Genomic DNA, 14775 nt, shown 5'->3' with positions numbered 1-14775 from the left:
TTCATGGAAATGACACAGTTCTTAAATTCAAAGAAGCGATGGACTCGTTTTTCGATAAGCAGATAAACAGTAAGCTTGTCAGGAAGCCTGATGAGTTTCTTAACGGTGCATTTGGCTCAATAGAATATTTGATTGCCACTTGATGGGCGAAGCCCGCTTCCTTCACTTGGGATACATGATAAAGGCTGTTAGGGGCACTTGGAATTTCGTCTGTTTCTAGGCAACACCGGCACAGGGATGTGCCGGTGAGGTGCAGATGAACATGGATGTGAATTTGCACCGGTTGCCGGAATAGACTGTATCTTTTTCGAAATTCTTAGTGTCCCTTGCAGGCTTTATGCCGTATTCAAAGTGAAGGATGTGGACTGCGCCAGACAGTAATGTAAAAAAGGTTCTCAAGCCTTTCAACTTAAGAACCCTTCACATTTCATATATCTTCGAACTTATTTTGTTCCGAATATTCTGTCTCCTGCATCACCAAGTCCTGGTACGATATAGCAGTGCTCATTCAATTTCTTATCTAATGCTCCGATATAAATGTCTACGTCCGGATGTGCTTCCTGCATTGCCTTTACACCTTCCGGTGCTGCAATGATGCACATAAACCGGATATTCTTTACACCTCTGTCTTTTAACATCTGGATAGCTGCTATAGAAGAACCACCGGTTGCCAGCATCGGGTCTACAACAAATACTTCACGCTCATCGCAATCCTCTGGAAGCTTGCAGTAATATTCTACCGGTTTTAATGTCTGTGGGTCACGGTAAAGTCCGATGTGTCCGACTTTTGCTGCAGGAATCATTGCAAGCATTCCGTCTACCATTCCAAGACCTGCACGCAAGATTGGTACTACTGCCAGTTTCTTTCCTTTTAACTCTTTTACAGTTGTCTTGCAGATTGGAGTCTCGATTTCGATATCGGTAAGTTTCAAATCCCTGGTTGCCTCGTAGCACATTAACATAGCGATTTCGCTGATTAATGTACGGAACTCCTTAGAACCCGTTTCTTTTCTTCTTATCCAGCCGATTTTATGCTGAATCAGTGGATGATCCATTACAAATACTTTTGACATATCATTCTCCTTCGTTTAATAATTTCACTAATTTTTTTATACTCTTATTCATGGTCTCAAAGCAAAGCCCGTATGACTGAAGTGTGCCGCCGTAAGGATCTAAGATTTCCAGTTCATCCCCTACTAACTCCGTCAGTACCTGGACATTTTCTTCCTTCGCCTCCGGAAACATTTCCAATAATTTCTGTCTCTGCTGTGCTTCCATTGTAAGCACCAATGTATCTTCGCCAAAATCCCCTGCTGTAATCTGGCTTGACATAAAACCTTCCATGTTAATGCCATTGCTTATCATAACAGCTTCTGCCTTCTGATTCAGTGGTTCCGGGAATAATACCACAAGACCTCTCACCAGCACTTCTACCGGATGATTCAGGGAATATTCCCGAAAAATACCGGCCGCCATGGGTGCCCTGCATGTTCCGCTTTCCGCCACGAATACAATGCGATTGTATGGCTTCATAAAAACCTCCTCTAAACTGTAATCACCTGATGTCCTGCAGCCTTCAGCAGACGATTCATAATTGCCTGCCCAATACGCGGAGTTGCAAAACTCTCAGAGTAAATAATATCTACTTCTTTCTCATCAAAGTCCCGCAACAGTTTATACAAATGCTTTGCAATTGCATCCTCATCACTGCGTGCACCAATACTTACCACTTCGCCTTCCGGATAACGGTCTATCGTTTCGTCTGTTCCGATGATTCCTACCTTCTTCCCCAGTAGAACCGCTTCCTTTGTCAAAGCATTAATCTTTGCTACTACCTTCTCTTCTTCTCCGTCTACCAGAATCAAATCTGCTTTCGGTGCATAATGCTTATATTTCATTCCCGGTGCTTTCGGCTTCTGCAGCGAATCCGAAGCAATAATTCCAGGATCCATTTTCACTTCCCCGATTACCTTTTCTAACATTTTCGGTGTAATATAGCCCGGTCTTAAAATCATTGGTATGTCTTCTGTCAGATCAACAATCGTGGATTCAATTCCAATTCCCACAGGACCCCCATCCAGTATCATCGGAATTCTGCCATCCATATCAAATGCTACATGCTCTGCCAGAGTCGGACTCGGTTTACCGGATGTATTGGCACTCGGTGCCGCAATATATCCACCGCTTCTCCTGATCAGTTCCAGTGCAACCGGGTGATTTGGCATGCGGACTGCCACCGTATCCATCCCCCCTGTAGTTTCATATGGAACCTTATCATTCTTGCGCACAATCATGGTCAGCGGGCCCGGCCAGAATGCATCTGCAAGTTTCTTTGCTTCTTCCGGCATCTCCTGTGCGATTTTCTCCATGTCTGAAAATTCTGCCACATGGACAATCAAAGGATTATCAGATGGTCTTCCCTTTGCCGCATAAATTTTCTTCGATGCCTCTGCACTCAGTGCATCTGCGCCCAGTCCATATACCGTCTCAGTTGGAAATGCCACCAGTCCGCCATCCCGGATAATTGCGGCTGCACGTTCCAGTGCTTCTGTATCCATATTATTCTGGTCTATTTTTATCACTTCTGTTTTCATAACGCCTATTATATCACGTTCCCTTTATGTGTTCAAGAACTGGAATTGTTTTCAAAATCCATTTCCATCGAAAATCGAAAACACCCGAAAACCGCACTTCCTACTTGCTATGTAGACCTAAGTGTGGCATAATCAGTATGTTCACTAGAATATTATGGAAAGGAGTTTCCAGATGAAAATTACAAAAAGCGAATTTGGCATGACCAAAGATAATCAGCCGATTTCCCTTTATACTATTGAAAATGCATCCGGCGCTTCCGTTACACTTTCGGATTATGGATGCCGTATTATTAAGATTATGGTTCCGAATAAAGAGGGAAAACTGACCGATGTAATTTTAGGCTTAATGAATGCCGATGAGTATCTTGCTGATGATGCCAGCCTGGGAGCTGTTGTCGGTCGATGCGCCAACCGTATCGCCAAAGGGCACTTTACCTTAAATGATAAAGAATACAATCTTGCCATTAATAATGGGCCAAACCACCTGCATGGTGGTCCTACGGGATTTGGTCAGCGTGTATGGACCGGAAAAGTTACAGACGATAAAGTTACTTTTACCCGCATTTCTCCGGATGGAGAAGAAGGTTATCCGGGTAACCTTACAGTTTCCGTTACCTACGGATGGTCTGAAGACAATGAATTATCTATTGTTTACGATGCAGCCTGTGATCAGGATACTGTATTTTCTGTTACCAGCCATGGTTATTTCAATCTGAATGGGGAAGGAAACGGTACCGTATTAGATCAGGAATTACGCATTGATGCAGATGCGATTACAGAACTGGATGACACACAGTGTCCTACCGGTGCATTTCTCTCTGTGGAGGGAAGCCCATTTGATTTCCGTGAGATGAAGAAAATCGGTGACGGCATTCACTGTGACAATGTCCAGTTAAAATTAGGCGGCACTTACGACCACAACTTTGTAATCAATGGCGACGGCTTAAGAGAGGCAGCTGTTTTACAGTCTAAGGAAAGCGGCATACGGATGACCTGCTTTACCGACCAGCCAGGTGTACAGCTCTATGTCCCTTGTTATACCCTTCATCAGAAAGGAATTGATGGCAAAGATTATCCGCCATATTCCGCAGTATGTTTAGAGACACAGCATTATCCAAATGCAATTAATATCGAACATTTCCCTTCTGTTGTTTTAAAAGCAGGCGAGAATTTCCGTTCCAAGACACTCTATCATTTTTCTGTGATGGGCTAAACCCGGAAAAAATATAAGAACGCAAAAGATTCCAGACCATTATGGCTGGAATCTTTTTTGTAATCTTTCTTTATTTCTGATGCATTTCAATGCTGTTTCACTTTCTGTTTTTCTGTATCTGCAGTCTCATTACTCATGCCGGCTTCTTCTGTATCTGCTGTTTCATTGCCCAGACAGTCTAGAATTCCATCTGCAATAGCTTCTGCCACTGCCTCCTGATATTCCCCGGTAGATAATTTCGCGGCCTCCTCAGAATTACTTAAGAAGCCGCATTCTACGATTACCGTAGGATATGCCGTTTTTTTCAGGAGATAATAACTCTCATTGGCTTTTGCTTCCCGCTTATTTTCCGTATCCAGATGCGACCGCAGGCTTTCCTGCATAATCCCGGCAATTTTTCTGCCCTCCTCGGACTGTCCAAAATAGAAGCACTGGGCTCCGCTTATGGACTCTTCCGTATAACTGTTCTGATGGACACTTATGGTAAATAACGGCTTCGCCTCATCAATCAGCCGGCAGCGGTTACGCATATCTGCCACCTTTTTGCTGCCGCTCTCCCCTTTATCAAGACTTTCGTCTGTCTCCCGGGTCAGAATCACTGTTATATTTTCTTTTTCCAGACGGGCTTTTACCTTCTTTGCAATGGCAAGGTTAATGTCCTTTTCCAGTTCGCCGTGAATCCCGATTTTGCCCGGGTCATCACCGCCATGGCCTGCGTCCACAACGATACATGGCTTTTCTTCTGCTGCCCGCATGCTGCTTACCAGCACTGCTCCTTCTTTTGATAACAGGCATACTGCCACCAGTAGAAGAACTGCCATATATAATTCCATTCTTTTTTTCAAACCACACTTCCTAATTCTTTTCTTTATAATAAATATGAAAGTGCCGGCTCAATTATCCTGTTTTATCTGTTAATCTACTTTAAACTTCGCAATTTCTTCGGTAATCTCTACTACAATCCGTTTCAGTTCCTGTCCGGCTTCCACTACTTTGTCGCCATCCCTGGAGAATTCTTCGGAAATATCCATAACAACTTTTTCATGGGCCTCTCCGTTGCGGTTTTACACTTTAATTATTTGTATATTTTATAATGGTATCCCAGATGCTGTCTGTCTCAAAGCCAAGCTTCCAGAAAGATATTCCCGCAAGTTTATTTGACTTCATGACTTCTAACTTCTTCTCAAGGGAAGCTGCGTCTTCTATCCAGACTTTATAGGTAACCCCATCATTTACATATTCTGCGTAATTCTGCCCATCTTCTTCCGACCAGGTCGGCGTTGCTCCATTTAATTCCAGACGTTTCTGTACCGTATCCATACCAACAGCTTCGCTGGTCAAATCATATGGTACATAGTCCTCTGCTGCTGCAGCTGTTGTATCTTCTTCATCATCTGCCTTTGGTGTCTCTGCCCATATTCTTGTATAGAACGGACATCCCAGAATGATCTGGTCTGCAGGTACTTCCTTTAAGGTATCGGCTACTCCGTTGGTTACAAATCCAATGGATGCAACAGATCCTTCATCAGAACCAGCATAATGCTCATCATATCCCATAATCACTACATAATCAGCAAAATTTGCCTGTTCTTCCCGGTCATAAAATGCGGTATAAGCACTCGGCACATAGTTGTCCACGGATAATACCACGCCGTTGTTTGCACATTTTAAGGAAAGTTCGCGGATAAACTGGATATAGCTGTCTCCCACTGCTTCACTGTTTAAGGATTCAAAATCCAGATTGATTCCATCCAAATCGTACTGGATTGCTGCTGAAATAATCTGATTGACCAGATACTGTCTGGTAGAGGTATGGGTCAGAACAGCAGCTGTGTCCACTTCTTTATTTTCAAGATTGCTTACCAGTCCCCAGACCTCAATATTATTCTGATGGCAGTAGTTTACATAATCCAGCGATGCAAGGTTTGCAATGTTACCGTTATTATCATTTAAGTAGAACCAGGTCGGTGCGATTACATTGATTCCTTTGGTATTCTGCAATACCGTTGCAATGGTGCTGTTGGCATCCTTTGTTGTCACCTGATGCCATGCCATTTCTATGGTAAAGTCCTTGGAAATATGGGTAAATTCCGGCTCTGTAAAATCATTGTTCAAGGTTTCAGTGGTTACTTTTCCCACAAACTTATTCTTAAGGTATCCGATAACACCATCTTCTGTCATGGCTTTGGTCCAGCTGTCACCTGCATCCAAAATTGTCAGGGTCTCACCTTTTTCTAAGTCTTTCACAATCGGACTCTTGATACCGCCCTTTAAACGAAGCTGTGTTGCCTTCTTCGCCGGTGCTGTATCCACATCCCCCCACACGGTATTGATTACGGTACGATTCGGGTCTTCATATACTTCATGGGTAATATTGGTATACTGCTCTACGAAATCAAGTGCAAGATACATGGTATTGCTGTCATTCCGGACAATTGTATAATCTGCACTCTGGTTTTCCTTGCCTACCTGATAAGTATTGCTGCCTGCTGCCACGGTAACGAGATTATCCGGCAGTGTATAAAGCAATACATTTTCATTGGCATCCCAGTAAAAACGGTCATTGAAGCGGTCATGTACCGTTTCATAATCCACATATACTTCGCCGTCTATATATTTGCCCGGTGTTTCTAACACTTCATGATCCACCACCAGCGAAATATCATCATCCGCCTGTAAATGATAATATTCTGTCATATCCTGATGCTCTTTACTCGGAATATATTTCTGAATAATTTTCGTTCCTACGGCAATCAGCAGCACCAGTAATATCAATACGATTACCACAATAACCGGTGCTAATTTCGTGTTTTTTCTGTTCCGTCTGCGGTTCCTGTTTCTATTTCTATTTCCATTTGTCGGTCTGTTCGTTCGCTGCGTTCTCTCCAAGCCTGCGTCCTCCTGTATTTTACTGTTTTATTTCTATTTTCTTATGGTTTTCCATTTTTGTTTTCTTTGCCATAAGCATACGTCATTGATGGGAAAATTTCAAGTAAAAACCACCTGGAAACACGCTTTGCGAGTTTCCCGCGTAAAAAGAGGCACAGACTATCATTTTTGTCTGTGCCTCTTACCTTTCTTTTTCTTTACATTGTGCTGCATTCTGCAGCGGTGTGAGTAAGCATTCAGGGTAACCTTCTCACATCAAAAGCATATATTTCTATTTATTCATCTTTTTTTTGTTTTTGGTTTCTGTTAAATTTACATGCCTGCTTTCTACTTTCCTTTTCCAAAAGGATAAGCGTTCGTGATATGTTAAACTAAAGTTTTTAAAAACAGGCGCTCTGCTTCTTTTAAATGAAGCGGGTCCTCCATAAAAGGAAGGGTATGGATTGGTATGCGGTATTGTTTCTGAAAATCTTTTTTATCTTTTTTCATCCCAAACTGTGCCAGAAACGTCACGTTATCCAAACACTTTTCCTCTTCCCATATGACGGACATAAAATACTCTAATTCCTTTCGTTTCCATGGACTTAAGGAAACCAGAATCAGCTTCCGGTCACAGCGCAAGAATTCCCGACGAATCCTGTAAAACTCACTTCCGCCGTCTATGATGTAATATTCATAGCCCTGTCGGATATATTCCGGCATATTATCACTTCCCGCATTTGCAAAATAGTGTTTTCTGTCCGGCCGCCCCCATTTACCCTGCTGCTGTTTCTGCAGTTCTTCCAATTCGTGATTTCCACTTAATTCCACCAATGCCGTGTGACTTTTCAGGCAGTCCGCACAGTAATGGGTCAGCGCAGTGCACAGATGCGTCACACCCACGCCCTGCTGCACACCAAATATTCCGATACTTTTTCTTTCTTCCATGGTTTGTTATCTTCTCCCTTCTTTCGAAAGCATTTGTGTGAAGAATGCTTCCTTTTCTCTGCCACCATCAAATGGCATTGTGTCCCTCGGATAACAGTACACTTCTCTTCCGATGAAAGCTGCAAATTCTCTCGCCTCCATGGGGCTGCTGTGATTACAGATAATTTTAAGATTTGGTACACAACGTAACGTTTGCCAGGCTTTCATGGAAGCCTCCCGCTTCCACAAAGACAGATTCACTACGAGTACTGTAATCTCAGCCTCTTCCATGCAGGCTTCTTCCACTGCAGCTCCATAATCGAAAATGAGTGTGTCTTCCCCGCTGCCGATTGACTCACTTCCCCGGAAATTCCGGCAGATGACGATATCTTCTTCGCACTCTGCCTCACGGCTCCGCCCAATTTGTTCCACCACATTACTTATCTTTTCCCTCTTTTCGGACTGAATTTCCCGATACAGGGCATTTGCGCCCCCTGCATTAAAAAATGAAGTCAGTGCAATGGCTATATGGGTGGTTCCGACTCCGGATTCTGCCCCCACAACAGATATGCTTTTTAAGAGATGCTCTTTCCGATTCCCCTTCTGCTTTAACGCACGGGTCAGTGCCTGTTGTAATTCCCCGGCGCTTTTGTAACGCTTGTTTGGATTTTTTCTTGTGGCTTTTTGTACAATATGCCGGAATGCCGGGCTGCTTTTGTGGGAATGCTTCTTAATATAAAGTGAAAAAACAGCCCCGATTGCATAAATATCGCTTGCCGTATGCAGTTCATATTCCCCGTACTGCTCCGGTGCCGCAAAACCTTTTGTTCCATAGTTCTGATAATTTTTTCCACGACTGGTAATATATGATGCAATTCCAAAATCGATTAATTTTACCTGATTCCCACATACTATAATGTGTGACGGTTTTAAATCCTGATGTAATACCGGAAATGGTTTCTGGCTGTGCAGGAATGAAACGATTCCGCAAAGCTGTATACCAATCTGTATCATATACTCCTGGGAAACTGACGTATTCCAAAGCAACTTCTCTAACGATTCCCCTTCAACATATTCCTCAATGATATAATAAAAGGCTTCATCTTCCTCTATATCATATACAATTGGAATTCCGGGATGTCGTAACTTAGCGAGAATGTTCGCTTCAGAAAGAATTGAAGACGGCATAGAACGTGTCTTTGAAATACACTTTATTGCACGATATGTCTCCAACTTCAGATGTCTGGCAAGATACACCTTTCCTGCTGCGCCGCTTCCTAACTCCGACAACAGCTCGTATCTGTCAAACAAAATTTGTGTTTCTATATGTTCCGCCCCTTCCTTCTTTCAAAGGAACCGGAACGCATCTCTTGGAATAGTTTATAGCACAAAGCAATTATGCTTTGCAATAGAAAATCTGTTTTTTTAGACTTTTTAGAAAACTTTAATATTTTTTACCGGTTTACAAGTATTTTTGATTCCATTATAATATAGGCGTAAACTTCATACAATTTTCTATAGATAAGGAAGTGATTTTTATGAAAATTGAAAAAGTGAATGACAACCAGATTCGCTGCACACTTACCAGAGCAGACTTAGATGACCGCCATCTGAAGCTGAGTGAGTTAGCATATGGCACGGAAAAAGCAAAGTCCCTGTTTCGTGACATGATGCAGCAGGCGAATTATGAATTTGGATTTGAAGCCGAGGATATGCCTCTTATGATAGAAGCCGTTCCCCTGACACAAGATACAGTATTGCTTATTATTACCAAGGTAGAATACCCGGAAGAGCTAGACACCCGGTTTTCCAAATTTTCAGAGCCGGACGAAAATGAATATCCGGATTTTGCAGATGCAAAGAACACTCCTGCAGCCGGAGCCGATGATATTTTAGGCTTCTTCAAACAGCTTCAGGAGAAGCAGAAGAGCGAACTTGCCAAGTCAGTGAAGGCTGCTGCCCCGGCAGAAGCTCCTGTCAAGAAGGCTGCCTCTCCTGCTCCGAAGCCTGTCGTAGAACCGGTGGTAGATATTACCCGGCTGTTCGTCTTCGACAGCTTAGAGAAAATCAGCAATCTTGCCCGTATTTTAAATGGCTTTTATAACGACCGGAATTTCCTTTACAAGAATCCGAATAAGAGTGCCTTTTATCTGGTACTGCACAAGGGACACCATTCTCCGGAAGATTTCAATAAGGTCTGCAACATCTTATCGGAATACGCTTCCACTGAGAAATACAGCCGTGCTTCGCAGGCTTACTTCGATGAGCATTTCCTGCCTCTGATTAAAGAGCAGGCACTGCAGGTACTGGCGGAAATTTAAAAACGATAAAAAGGAATTGCTTTGAGTTTCACTCAATGGCAATTCTTTTTTTGTTTATCTTTCTAATTTATGTAACCGGCCATGCTCCATCTCATATACTTCATCACATAATAATTCTATATCCTCTCGATTGTGACTGGCCAGTAGTAAAGTTTTTCCCTCTTCTTTAAAAGAAAGAAACAATTTTCTCATTTGTTCAACCCCATCTTTATCTAATCCGTTCATTGGTTCATCTAAAATAAGAATATCCTGGTTCTCCATGGTTGCCTGTGCAATTGCAAGACGCTGCTTCATACCCAAAGAATATTTTCCTACCGGTTTCTTTAGCTCCGGGTCAAGTCCGACTTTTCTCATACTTTCTTTTACATATTCCCGATTTTTCTTATGATTAATCATATATAACAGTTCAAGATTTTTAAGTCCGCTGTACTGCTTTATAAATGCCGGTTCTTCAATAATTGTTCCCAAATTTTGAACCACATCCATATCTTTTCCAACCATTTTCCCACGAACTGTTATTGTTCCTTTTTCTACAAGATAAAATCCACTAATGCACTTAAAAAGTACTGATTTTCCTGAACCATTATACCCTACAATTCCATATATTTTTCCACTTTCACAAGTCAATGATACATCCTTTAATACTTTATGCTTTTTAAAAGATTTCTCAATATGTTCTACTTTAATAACCTCTGCCATAGCTATTCCTCCCTGCTTATCCAGTCTATTCTCTGAATCTGTCTCTGACCTGCAACCACCAGCAGAAACAGAATCAGAAAATAACCTACATAGATATATACAAAATTTGGTTTACTCAAATCATATCCATATCTCCAATTTCCCACATTTTCCCATGAAAATGGTGAAAAATATATAAGTCCTAATTTTGCACCGGCATCCAGATAGTTTACCATTGTAGAAAAGAAAATAAGCAGAATAGTGACTATATATGCACCTACTCTTCTAACATAAAGACTCAATGTATATAATAGCATTCCAATTACTGCAAATGCTAATATATCCATTAAAATTACATGCCCTATCATCTGGTAGGGTGTAAATGCTGACATTACTTTTGTATCCACAATCAGCGGAATCTGATATTTTTCCATACCATAAACAGAAACCGTCCTGTACAGACTTCCCCATGAATTGCTAAAATCAACTGCCGGAAAGTTCAATAAAATGCTTAATAATACCAGTATTACAGCTAATAAAATACTGCTTCCGAAAATATAAAAAATATTTCGACTTCCCCACCGCTTTTTTCCTATACGCTGTACAAAATATAATTCATTTCTCTCCATAAATGGAGCATTCGAATAAAAACATAACACACTTAAAAGTACAACCTTCATAAAGAAATCATCATTTTGAATAAAAGGTAATATTGCAAAACTGTCTTTTACGTTCAATTCCATTGCAAGATTCCGGTAGAGTCTTAACATATCATCTACCATAAATCCCCAAATGATAAGTAATGTCAAAAAACGCATGGACTTCATTCTACAATAAAGATTCTGTATTTTTGACTGCAAATTCACATACTTTCCCCCCTTATCTCTTTTGTTACTCTGGCTGCAATTAAATTACCCAATACGATAACACAAAGTATTGTCATTAAGAATATGTATCCAAGACTTATCCATGCATTTCCAAATACATCTGTAGAAAACATAAACAGAGAATTCCAATCCCAAATACCACCTTGTGGAAATAATACGCCAAGATATGTAACTATAAAATAATAACCAGCCATAGGAATGCAAATTGCAAACATCTGATTCTTAGCCAATAGAGACAGCAGCATGGATACCAAACACAGAATGCCTCCTAACAATCCAAATATAATTGCAGAAAAAACCAAATATAATATTGGCATTCCATGCATTGCAAACCATCCAAAACAATTTCCACGCAAATCGACACCATTTGCTGTAAAAAATTCATCCTCTAACATCAGCAGGGGATGCCAAAAACTATCCTGCTGAAAAAAGAGTAACTGTCCTGCGAAAACAGTAATATCTGCTGCCAGAAATCCGCTTAATACTTTTGACCATATATAACTCTTTAAATCTCCACGCAAAATTTCATTCTGCCAAAAATGATGTTCCTGATCTTCTCTTAATGCATTTCCATATGCAAAGCTGCTAAATGCAAATATTGCAATTGTAACACTCTGAAATTTCATAACTTTATATCTGCTAATAACATCTATTGCCGGTTGTCCAACCTTCGCCATTAGATTCATCGTAATATATACCCCTATCACTCCAAGCCAAAATGGTGCTGAAGTAAATACCCTGTATAAATCCATTTTTAAATATTTTTTCAGCATATTACTACTCTACCTCCAGTTCAACCATCTCTTCTCCTGTGACAGCATTAATTGGTATATAATTATATGATTCATTCCGTCCTTCTCCCTGATATTTCCCAATCTGACATATCCATACCGGCACCATATCATATACCCCGTTCTTCTTTTGTAATGGATACATTACAAGCTGACATTTCCGAACAGTTATTGGTTCTTCCGTAATAACACTTCCATAGTTCTTTTCTAAAACCTCTGCAATTTTATCAAAAGAAACCAGTGATAACTTCTTTTTTTCTAATTTGCAGGAATATAAAACAGGAATCTGAAGTTCCCCTAATCCATCTTTCATTACATACACCTGCATATCACCATACATTCCCGGATAATCCCTGATATTTTCATACCGGAAAATTTCGATTCCCTGTAAAGTCTGAGAAAAATAGAATAAATAACCCTCCTCGTCCTTTGACCAGCTTTCTTTTGCATCCTGTGCAGATAAACTGCCATCCTTTAATAATCTTTGCGTCTGCTCCTCTAAATCTTCTATGTGCATACAATAACTTTCCTTGTATTGTAAATTACCTTCCTCTATTCCAAGCTGATTCATTTGTTCACATGCGCTTTCCCACGCCTGCGTTCTGTCAAAACCAGATAAATCATCTGCATCCCTAAATACAGCCTCATTATCCATTGGATCCTCTGCCCCATATTCACCATTCATATGCAGTACCTGCACTAAATATCTCATTAACGGTTCTTTCCAGTAAAGTCCCTGTTCGGCATCTAAACGTAAAAATCCCTCTAATTCATTATCGTAAACTTCGGCATTCAACCTATCCCCATTTCGGCTTTCTGTTTCAAAACAGCTTTCTTCATAGTTTAAATTATCCTTTAAGAACATTGTTTTCCACTTATCCGCATCCGGATAAACAATGCTTGCTGTTGATGCATATAAATTTTCATAATCAATATTTTCCCCTGTAATTATCTTTGCATCAAACGCAAAACTATCGTTCACTGTTTTTTTATATTCTTCCGGAAAAGATACTGAACTCTGTTCCTTTTCTGTGTCATTTTCCGCTATCTTCTGATATTCTGTTCGTTCATATGGCAGATGAGCCTGCTGCCATAAAATTGCTATGCATATTATTACTACTGTATAAAAGGCAATTATTTTAATAACTTTTTTGCAGTTATTTATTTTCATATCTACTCCTTTTACAGGTGGGGCTAACCCCACCTGCAATATATATAAGTTCTTTCCATTCTTTAAGATGTGTACCTTCCAGATATTGTTATGGTATGAGAATGTGCTGCGCGCCTGTGATTCATTTTTTACAGAAACAGCAAACGGACTTGCATCATTTGTCAATTTCCAATATTTTGGAAATAAATTTAAATATCACAAAATAGAATTCTCTTTTCTTTACTTAAAGAACCGGAATCCTCTGCTTACATTTCTCTATATGATTTTATTCTGGAAAATTTGATATCCAAGACTTTGAATATCAAATATAGCGATAACCGCAACTAAGAATTTTCTTGTCATCATAACTCCCTCTCCTCTTGTTTTCAATAATTATTAAAAGCTTAGTATTTTTCATTTTTTCTGTCAATATCAATTATTATCAAAACGAATTATAAATATTTGTATATTTTATACAATCTTACCTGTATATTTTAACTTCAAAACTCACTTTTTCTATCACACTATTTCTGTATCATTATAATCTGCAGAACCTGTCACTGACAGCTTCTTACGGATGCACGACTACAAAAAAAGACCAGAACGCACGATATCTTCAAGCCTTACGGCATTCGATTATCGGACTGTTCTGGTCTTTTATTTGTCTCTATTTCTTACTTGCCGTCTTTTGCAAGGAAATCATTGATTTCATCAACTAAAGACTGTGGCTCGATTCCATGAACCATTGCTGCCTGTTCAATTGTCTCCATCTGTGAAGATGGGCATCCTAAACAATGCATTCCTATGTTTAAAAGAATCGGTGCAATATTCTCATCGATCTGAAGTAATTCACCAATCATGGTATCCTTATTAATCTGTGCCATATTTTTTTCCTCCTTCTTGTTTTCAATGGTGTTATTATAATCCCTCCCGGCAAAATATGCAATTAGTTTTCCCTTTTGTCCACGATTATATACACGATTGCTTTTTCTTTAGTACATGATGGAGAAGTATTGTAAATCGCAATTTTTTGTATTAAAATAATTGCAAGCTAGATTCTAGCCTATACATTGTTTATTATTTTTAAAGGAGGACGATAAAATGGCATATGTAATTTCTGATTCATGTGTAAGCTGCGGTACTTGCGAAGGCGAATGCCCAGTTGGAGCTATCTCTGCAGGAGATGGAAAATACGAAATCGCTGCTGATACTTGCATCGAGTGTGGAACTTGTGCAGGTGCTTGCCCTACAGGAGCTATCAGCCAGGAATAATTTTCGTACTTAATTCAAAAGAAGCTGTTGGTTTTGCCACACAGCTTCTTTTTTTACGCGGGAAACTCGCAAAG

The 14775-nt window shown here is 40.2% G+C and carries 15 protein-coding genes; 3 read left to right on the top strand and 12 right to left on the bottom strand.

What is annotated here, in order from left to right; genetic code table 11:
• Window positions 1–443 precede the first annotated feature (443 nt).
• Genes upp through DXB43_RS07820 form a run of 3 tightly spaced genes read right to left on the bottom strand, consistent with a single transcriptional unit; the run spans window position 444 to window position 2594 of the window.
• Entirely contained in the window at window positions 444–1073 is a 630-nt protein-coding gene (gene upp / locus DXB43_RS07830) for a uracil phosphoribosyltransferase (protein WP_022242835.1), read from the bottom strand.
• A gap of 1 nt (window position 1074) precedes the next feature.
• Entirely contained in the window at window positions 1075–1533 is a 459-nt protein-coding gene (locus DXB43_RS07825) for an arsenate reductase/protein-tyrosine-phosphatase family protein (protein ID WP_117698873.1), read from the bottom strand.
• A gap of 11 nt (window positions 1534–1544) precedes the next feature.
• A complete protein-coding gene (locus DXB43_RS07820) occupies window positions 1545–2594 on the bottom strand; it encodes an L-threonylcarbamoyladenylate synthase (protein WP_117698872.1) in 1050 nt (349 codons plus the stop codon).
• A gap of 172 nt (window positions 2595–2766) precedes the next feature.
• Here DXB43_RS07820 and DXB43_RS07815 point away from each other — a divergent pair, with 172 nt between their 5' ends.
• A complete protein-coding gene (locus tag DXB43_RS07815; protein ID WP_117947280.1) occupies window positions 2767–3807 on the top strand; it encodes an aldose epimerase family protein in 1041 nt (346 codons plus the stop codon).
• A gap of 86 nt (window positions 3808–3893) precedes the next feature.
• Here the strand turns inward: DXB43_RS07815 and DXB43_RS07810 are convergent, their stop codons facing one another.
• The 4 genes from DXB43_RS07810 to DXB43_RS07795 all read right to left on the bottom strand — a co-directional run bounded on the left by DXB43_RS07810 (window position 3894) and on the right by DXB43_RS07795 (window position 8913).
• Window positions 3894–4652 (bottom strand): N-acetylmuramoyl-L-alanine amidase, encoded by a 759-nt coding sequence (locus tag DXB43_RS07810; RefSeq protein ID WP_117841858.1) that lies wholly within the window; start codon window positions 4650–4652, stop codon window positions 3894–3896.
• Between the two features lie 226 nt (window positions 4653–4878).
• Window positions 4879–6696, bottom strand: a complete 1818-nt coding sequence (locus DXB43_RS07805) for a glycosyl hydrolase family 18 protein (protein ID WP_199535085.1) — start codon at window positions 6694–6696, stop codon at window positions 4879–4881.
• 366 nt (window positions 6697–7062) lie between these two features.
• Window positions 7063–7623 carry a hypothetical protein gene (locus DXB43_RS07800; RefSeq protein WP_117698869.1) on the bottom strand — a complete coding sequence of 187 codons (561 nt, stop codon included), beginning with the start codon at window positions 7621–7623 and terminating at the stop codon, window positions 7063–7065.
• Between the two features lie 6 nt (window positions 7624–7629).
• The gene (locus tag DXB43_RS07795) at window positions 7630–8913 is read right to left on the bottom strand and encodes a serine/threonine protein kinase (protein ID WP_158565801.1); all 1284 of its coding nucleotides are present in this window, start codon (window positions 8911–8913) and stop codon (window positions 7630–7632) included.
• Between the two features lie 227 nt (window positions 8914–9140).
• Here DXB43_RS07795 and DXB43_RS07790 point away from each other — a divergent pair, with 227 nt between their 5' ends.
• Window positions 9141–9923, top strand: a complete 783-nt coding sequence (locus DXB43_RS07790; protein WP_022242827.1) for an adaptor protein MecA — start codon at window positions 9141–9143, stop codon at window positions 9921–9923.
• A gap of 54 nt (window positions 9924–9977) precedes the next feature.
• Here the strand turns inward: DXB43_RS07790 and DXB43_RS07785 are convergent, their stop codons facing one another.
• The 5 genes from DXB43_RS07785 to DXB43_RS07765 all read right to left on the bottom strand — a co-directional run bounded on the left by DXB43_RS07785 (window position 9978) and on the right by DXB43_RS07765 (window position 14313).
• On the bottom strand, window positions 9978–10622 hold the full coding sequence (locus DXB43_RS07785) for an ATP-binding cassette domain-containing protein (RefSeq protein WP_117698866.1): 645 nt from the start codon (window positions 10620–10622) through the stop codon (window positions 9978–9980).
• Window positions 10623–10624: 2 nt separating this feature from the next.
• The gene (locus tag DXB43_RS07780) at window positions 10625–11467 is read right to left on the bottom strand and encodes a hypothetical protein (RefSeq protein ID WP_117698865.1); all 843 of its coding nucleotides are present in this window, start codon (window positions 11465–11467) and stop codon (window positions 10625–10627) included.
• The gene (locus DXB43_RS07775; RefSeq protein WP_117947278.1) at window positions 11464–12261 is read right to left on the bottom strand and encodes a hypothetical protein; all 798 of its coding nucleotides are present in this window, start codon (window positions 12259–12261) and stop codon (window positions 11464–11466) included. The genes DXB43_RS07780 and DXB43_RS07775 overlap by 4 nt, the downstream gene beginning before the upstream one ends.
• A gap of 4 nt (window positions 12262–12265) precedes the next feature.
• Window positions 12266–13450, bottom strand: coding sequence for a hypothetical protein (locus tag DXB43_RS07770; protein ID WP_147343679.1), 1185 nt, complete (start codon window positions 13448–13450; stop codon window positions 12266–12268).
• A 653-nt stretch (window positions 13451–14103) separates the two neighbouring features.
• On the bottom strand, window positions 14104–14313 hold the full coding sequence (locus tag DXB43_RS07765; protein ID WP_117699346.1) for a DUF1858 domain-containing protein: 210 nt from the start codon (window positions 14311–14313) through the stop codon (window positions 14104–14106).
• 217 nt (window positions 14314–14530) lie between these two features.
• Between DXB43_RS07765 and DXB43_RS07760 the strand changes: the two genes are divergently transcribed.
• Window positions 14531–14701: a DUF362 domain-containing protein gene (locus DXB43_RS07760; RefSeq protein ID WP_022242564.1), complete on the top strand. Its 171-nt coding sequence runs from the start codon at window positions 14531–14533 to the stop codon at window positions 14699–14701.
• Window positions 14702–14775 lie beyond the last annotated feature (74 nt).

The organism is Roseburia sp. OM04-10BH, from assembly GCF_003462605.1.
Lineage (GTDB): Bacteria > Bacillota > Clostridia > Lachnospirales > Lachnospiraceae > Roseburia_C > Roseburia_C amylophila.
The sequence above is the reverse complement of the archived record's forward strand: the minus strand, read 5'-3'. Positions and strand labels throughout refer to the sequence as shown.

Excerpts from the sequence above, each read along its gene's own strand:
- upp (WP_022242835.1), bottom strand. The coding sequence starts at position 1,073 with ATGTCAAAAGTATTTGTAATGGATCATCCACTGATTCAGCATAAAATC.
- DXB43_RS07825 (WP_117698873.1), bottom strand. The coding sequence starts at position 1,533 with ATGAAGCCATACAATCGCATTGTATTCGTGGCGGAAAGCGGAACATGC.
- DXB43_RS07820 (WP_117698872.1), bottom strand. The coding sequence starts at position 2,594 with ATGAAAACAGAAGTGATAAAAATAGACCAGAATAATATGGATACAGAA.
- DXB43_RS07815 (WP_117947280.1), top strand. The coding sequence starts at position 2,767 with ATGAAAATTACAAAAAGCGAATTTGGCATGACCAAAGATAATCAGCCG.
- DXB43_RS07800 (WP_117698869.1), bottom strand. The coding sequence starts at position 7,623 with ATGGAAGAAAGAAAAAGTATCGGAATATTTGGTGTGCAGCAGGGCGTG.
- DXB43_RS07790 (WP_022242827.1), top strand. The coding sequence starts at position 9,141 with ATGAAAATTGAAAAAGTGAATGACAACCAGATTCGCTGCACACTTACC.
- DXB43_RS07785 (WP_117698866.1), bottom strand. The coding sequence starts at position 10,622 with ATGGCAGAGGTTATTAAAGTAGAACATATTGAGAAATCTTTTAAAAAG.
- DXB43_RS07775 (WP_117947278.1), bottom strand. The coding sequence starts at position 12,261 with ATGCTGAAAAAATATTTAAAAATGGATTTATACAGGGTATTTACTTCA.
- DXB43_RS07770 (WP_147343679.1), bottom strand. The coding sequence starts at position 13,450 with ATGAAAATAAATAACTGCAAAAAAGTTATTAAAATAATTGCCTTTTAT.
- DXB43_RS07765 (WP_117699346.1), bottom strand. The coding sequence starts at position 14,313 with ATGGCACAGATTAATAAGGATACCATGATTGGTGAATTACTTCAGATC.
- DXB43_RS07760 (WP_022242564.1), top strand. The coding sequence starts at position 14,531 with ATGGCATATGTAATTTCTGATTCATGTGTAAGCTGCGGTACTTGCGAA.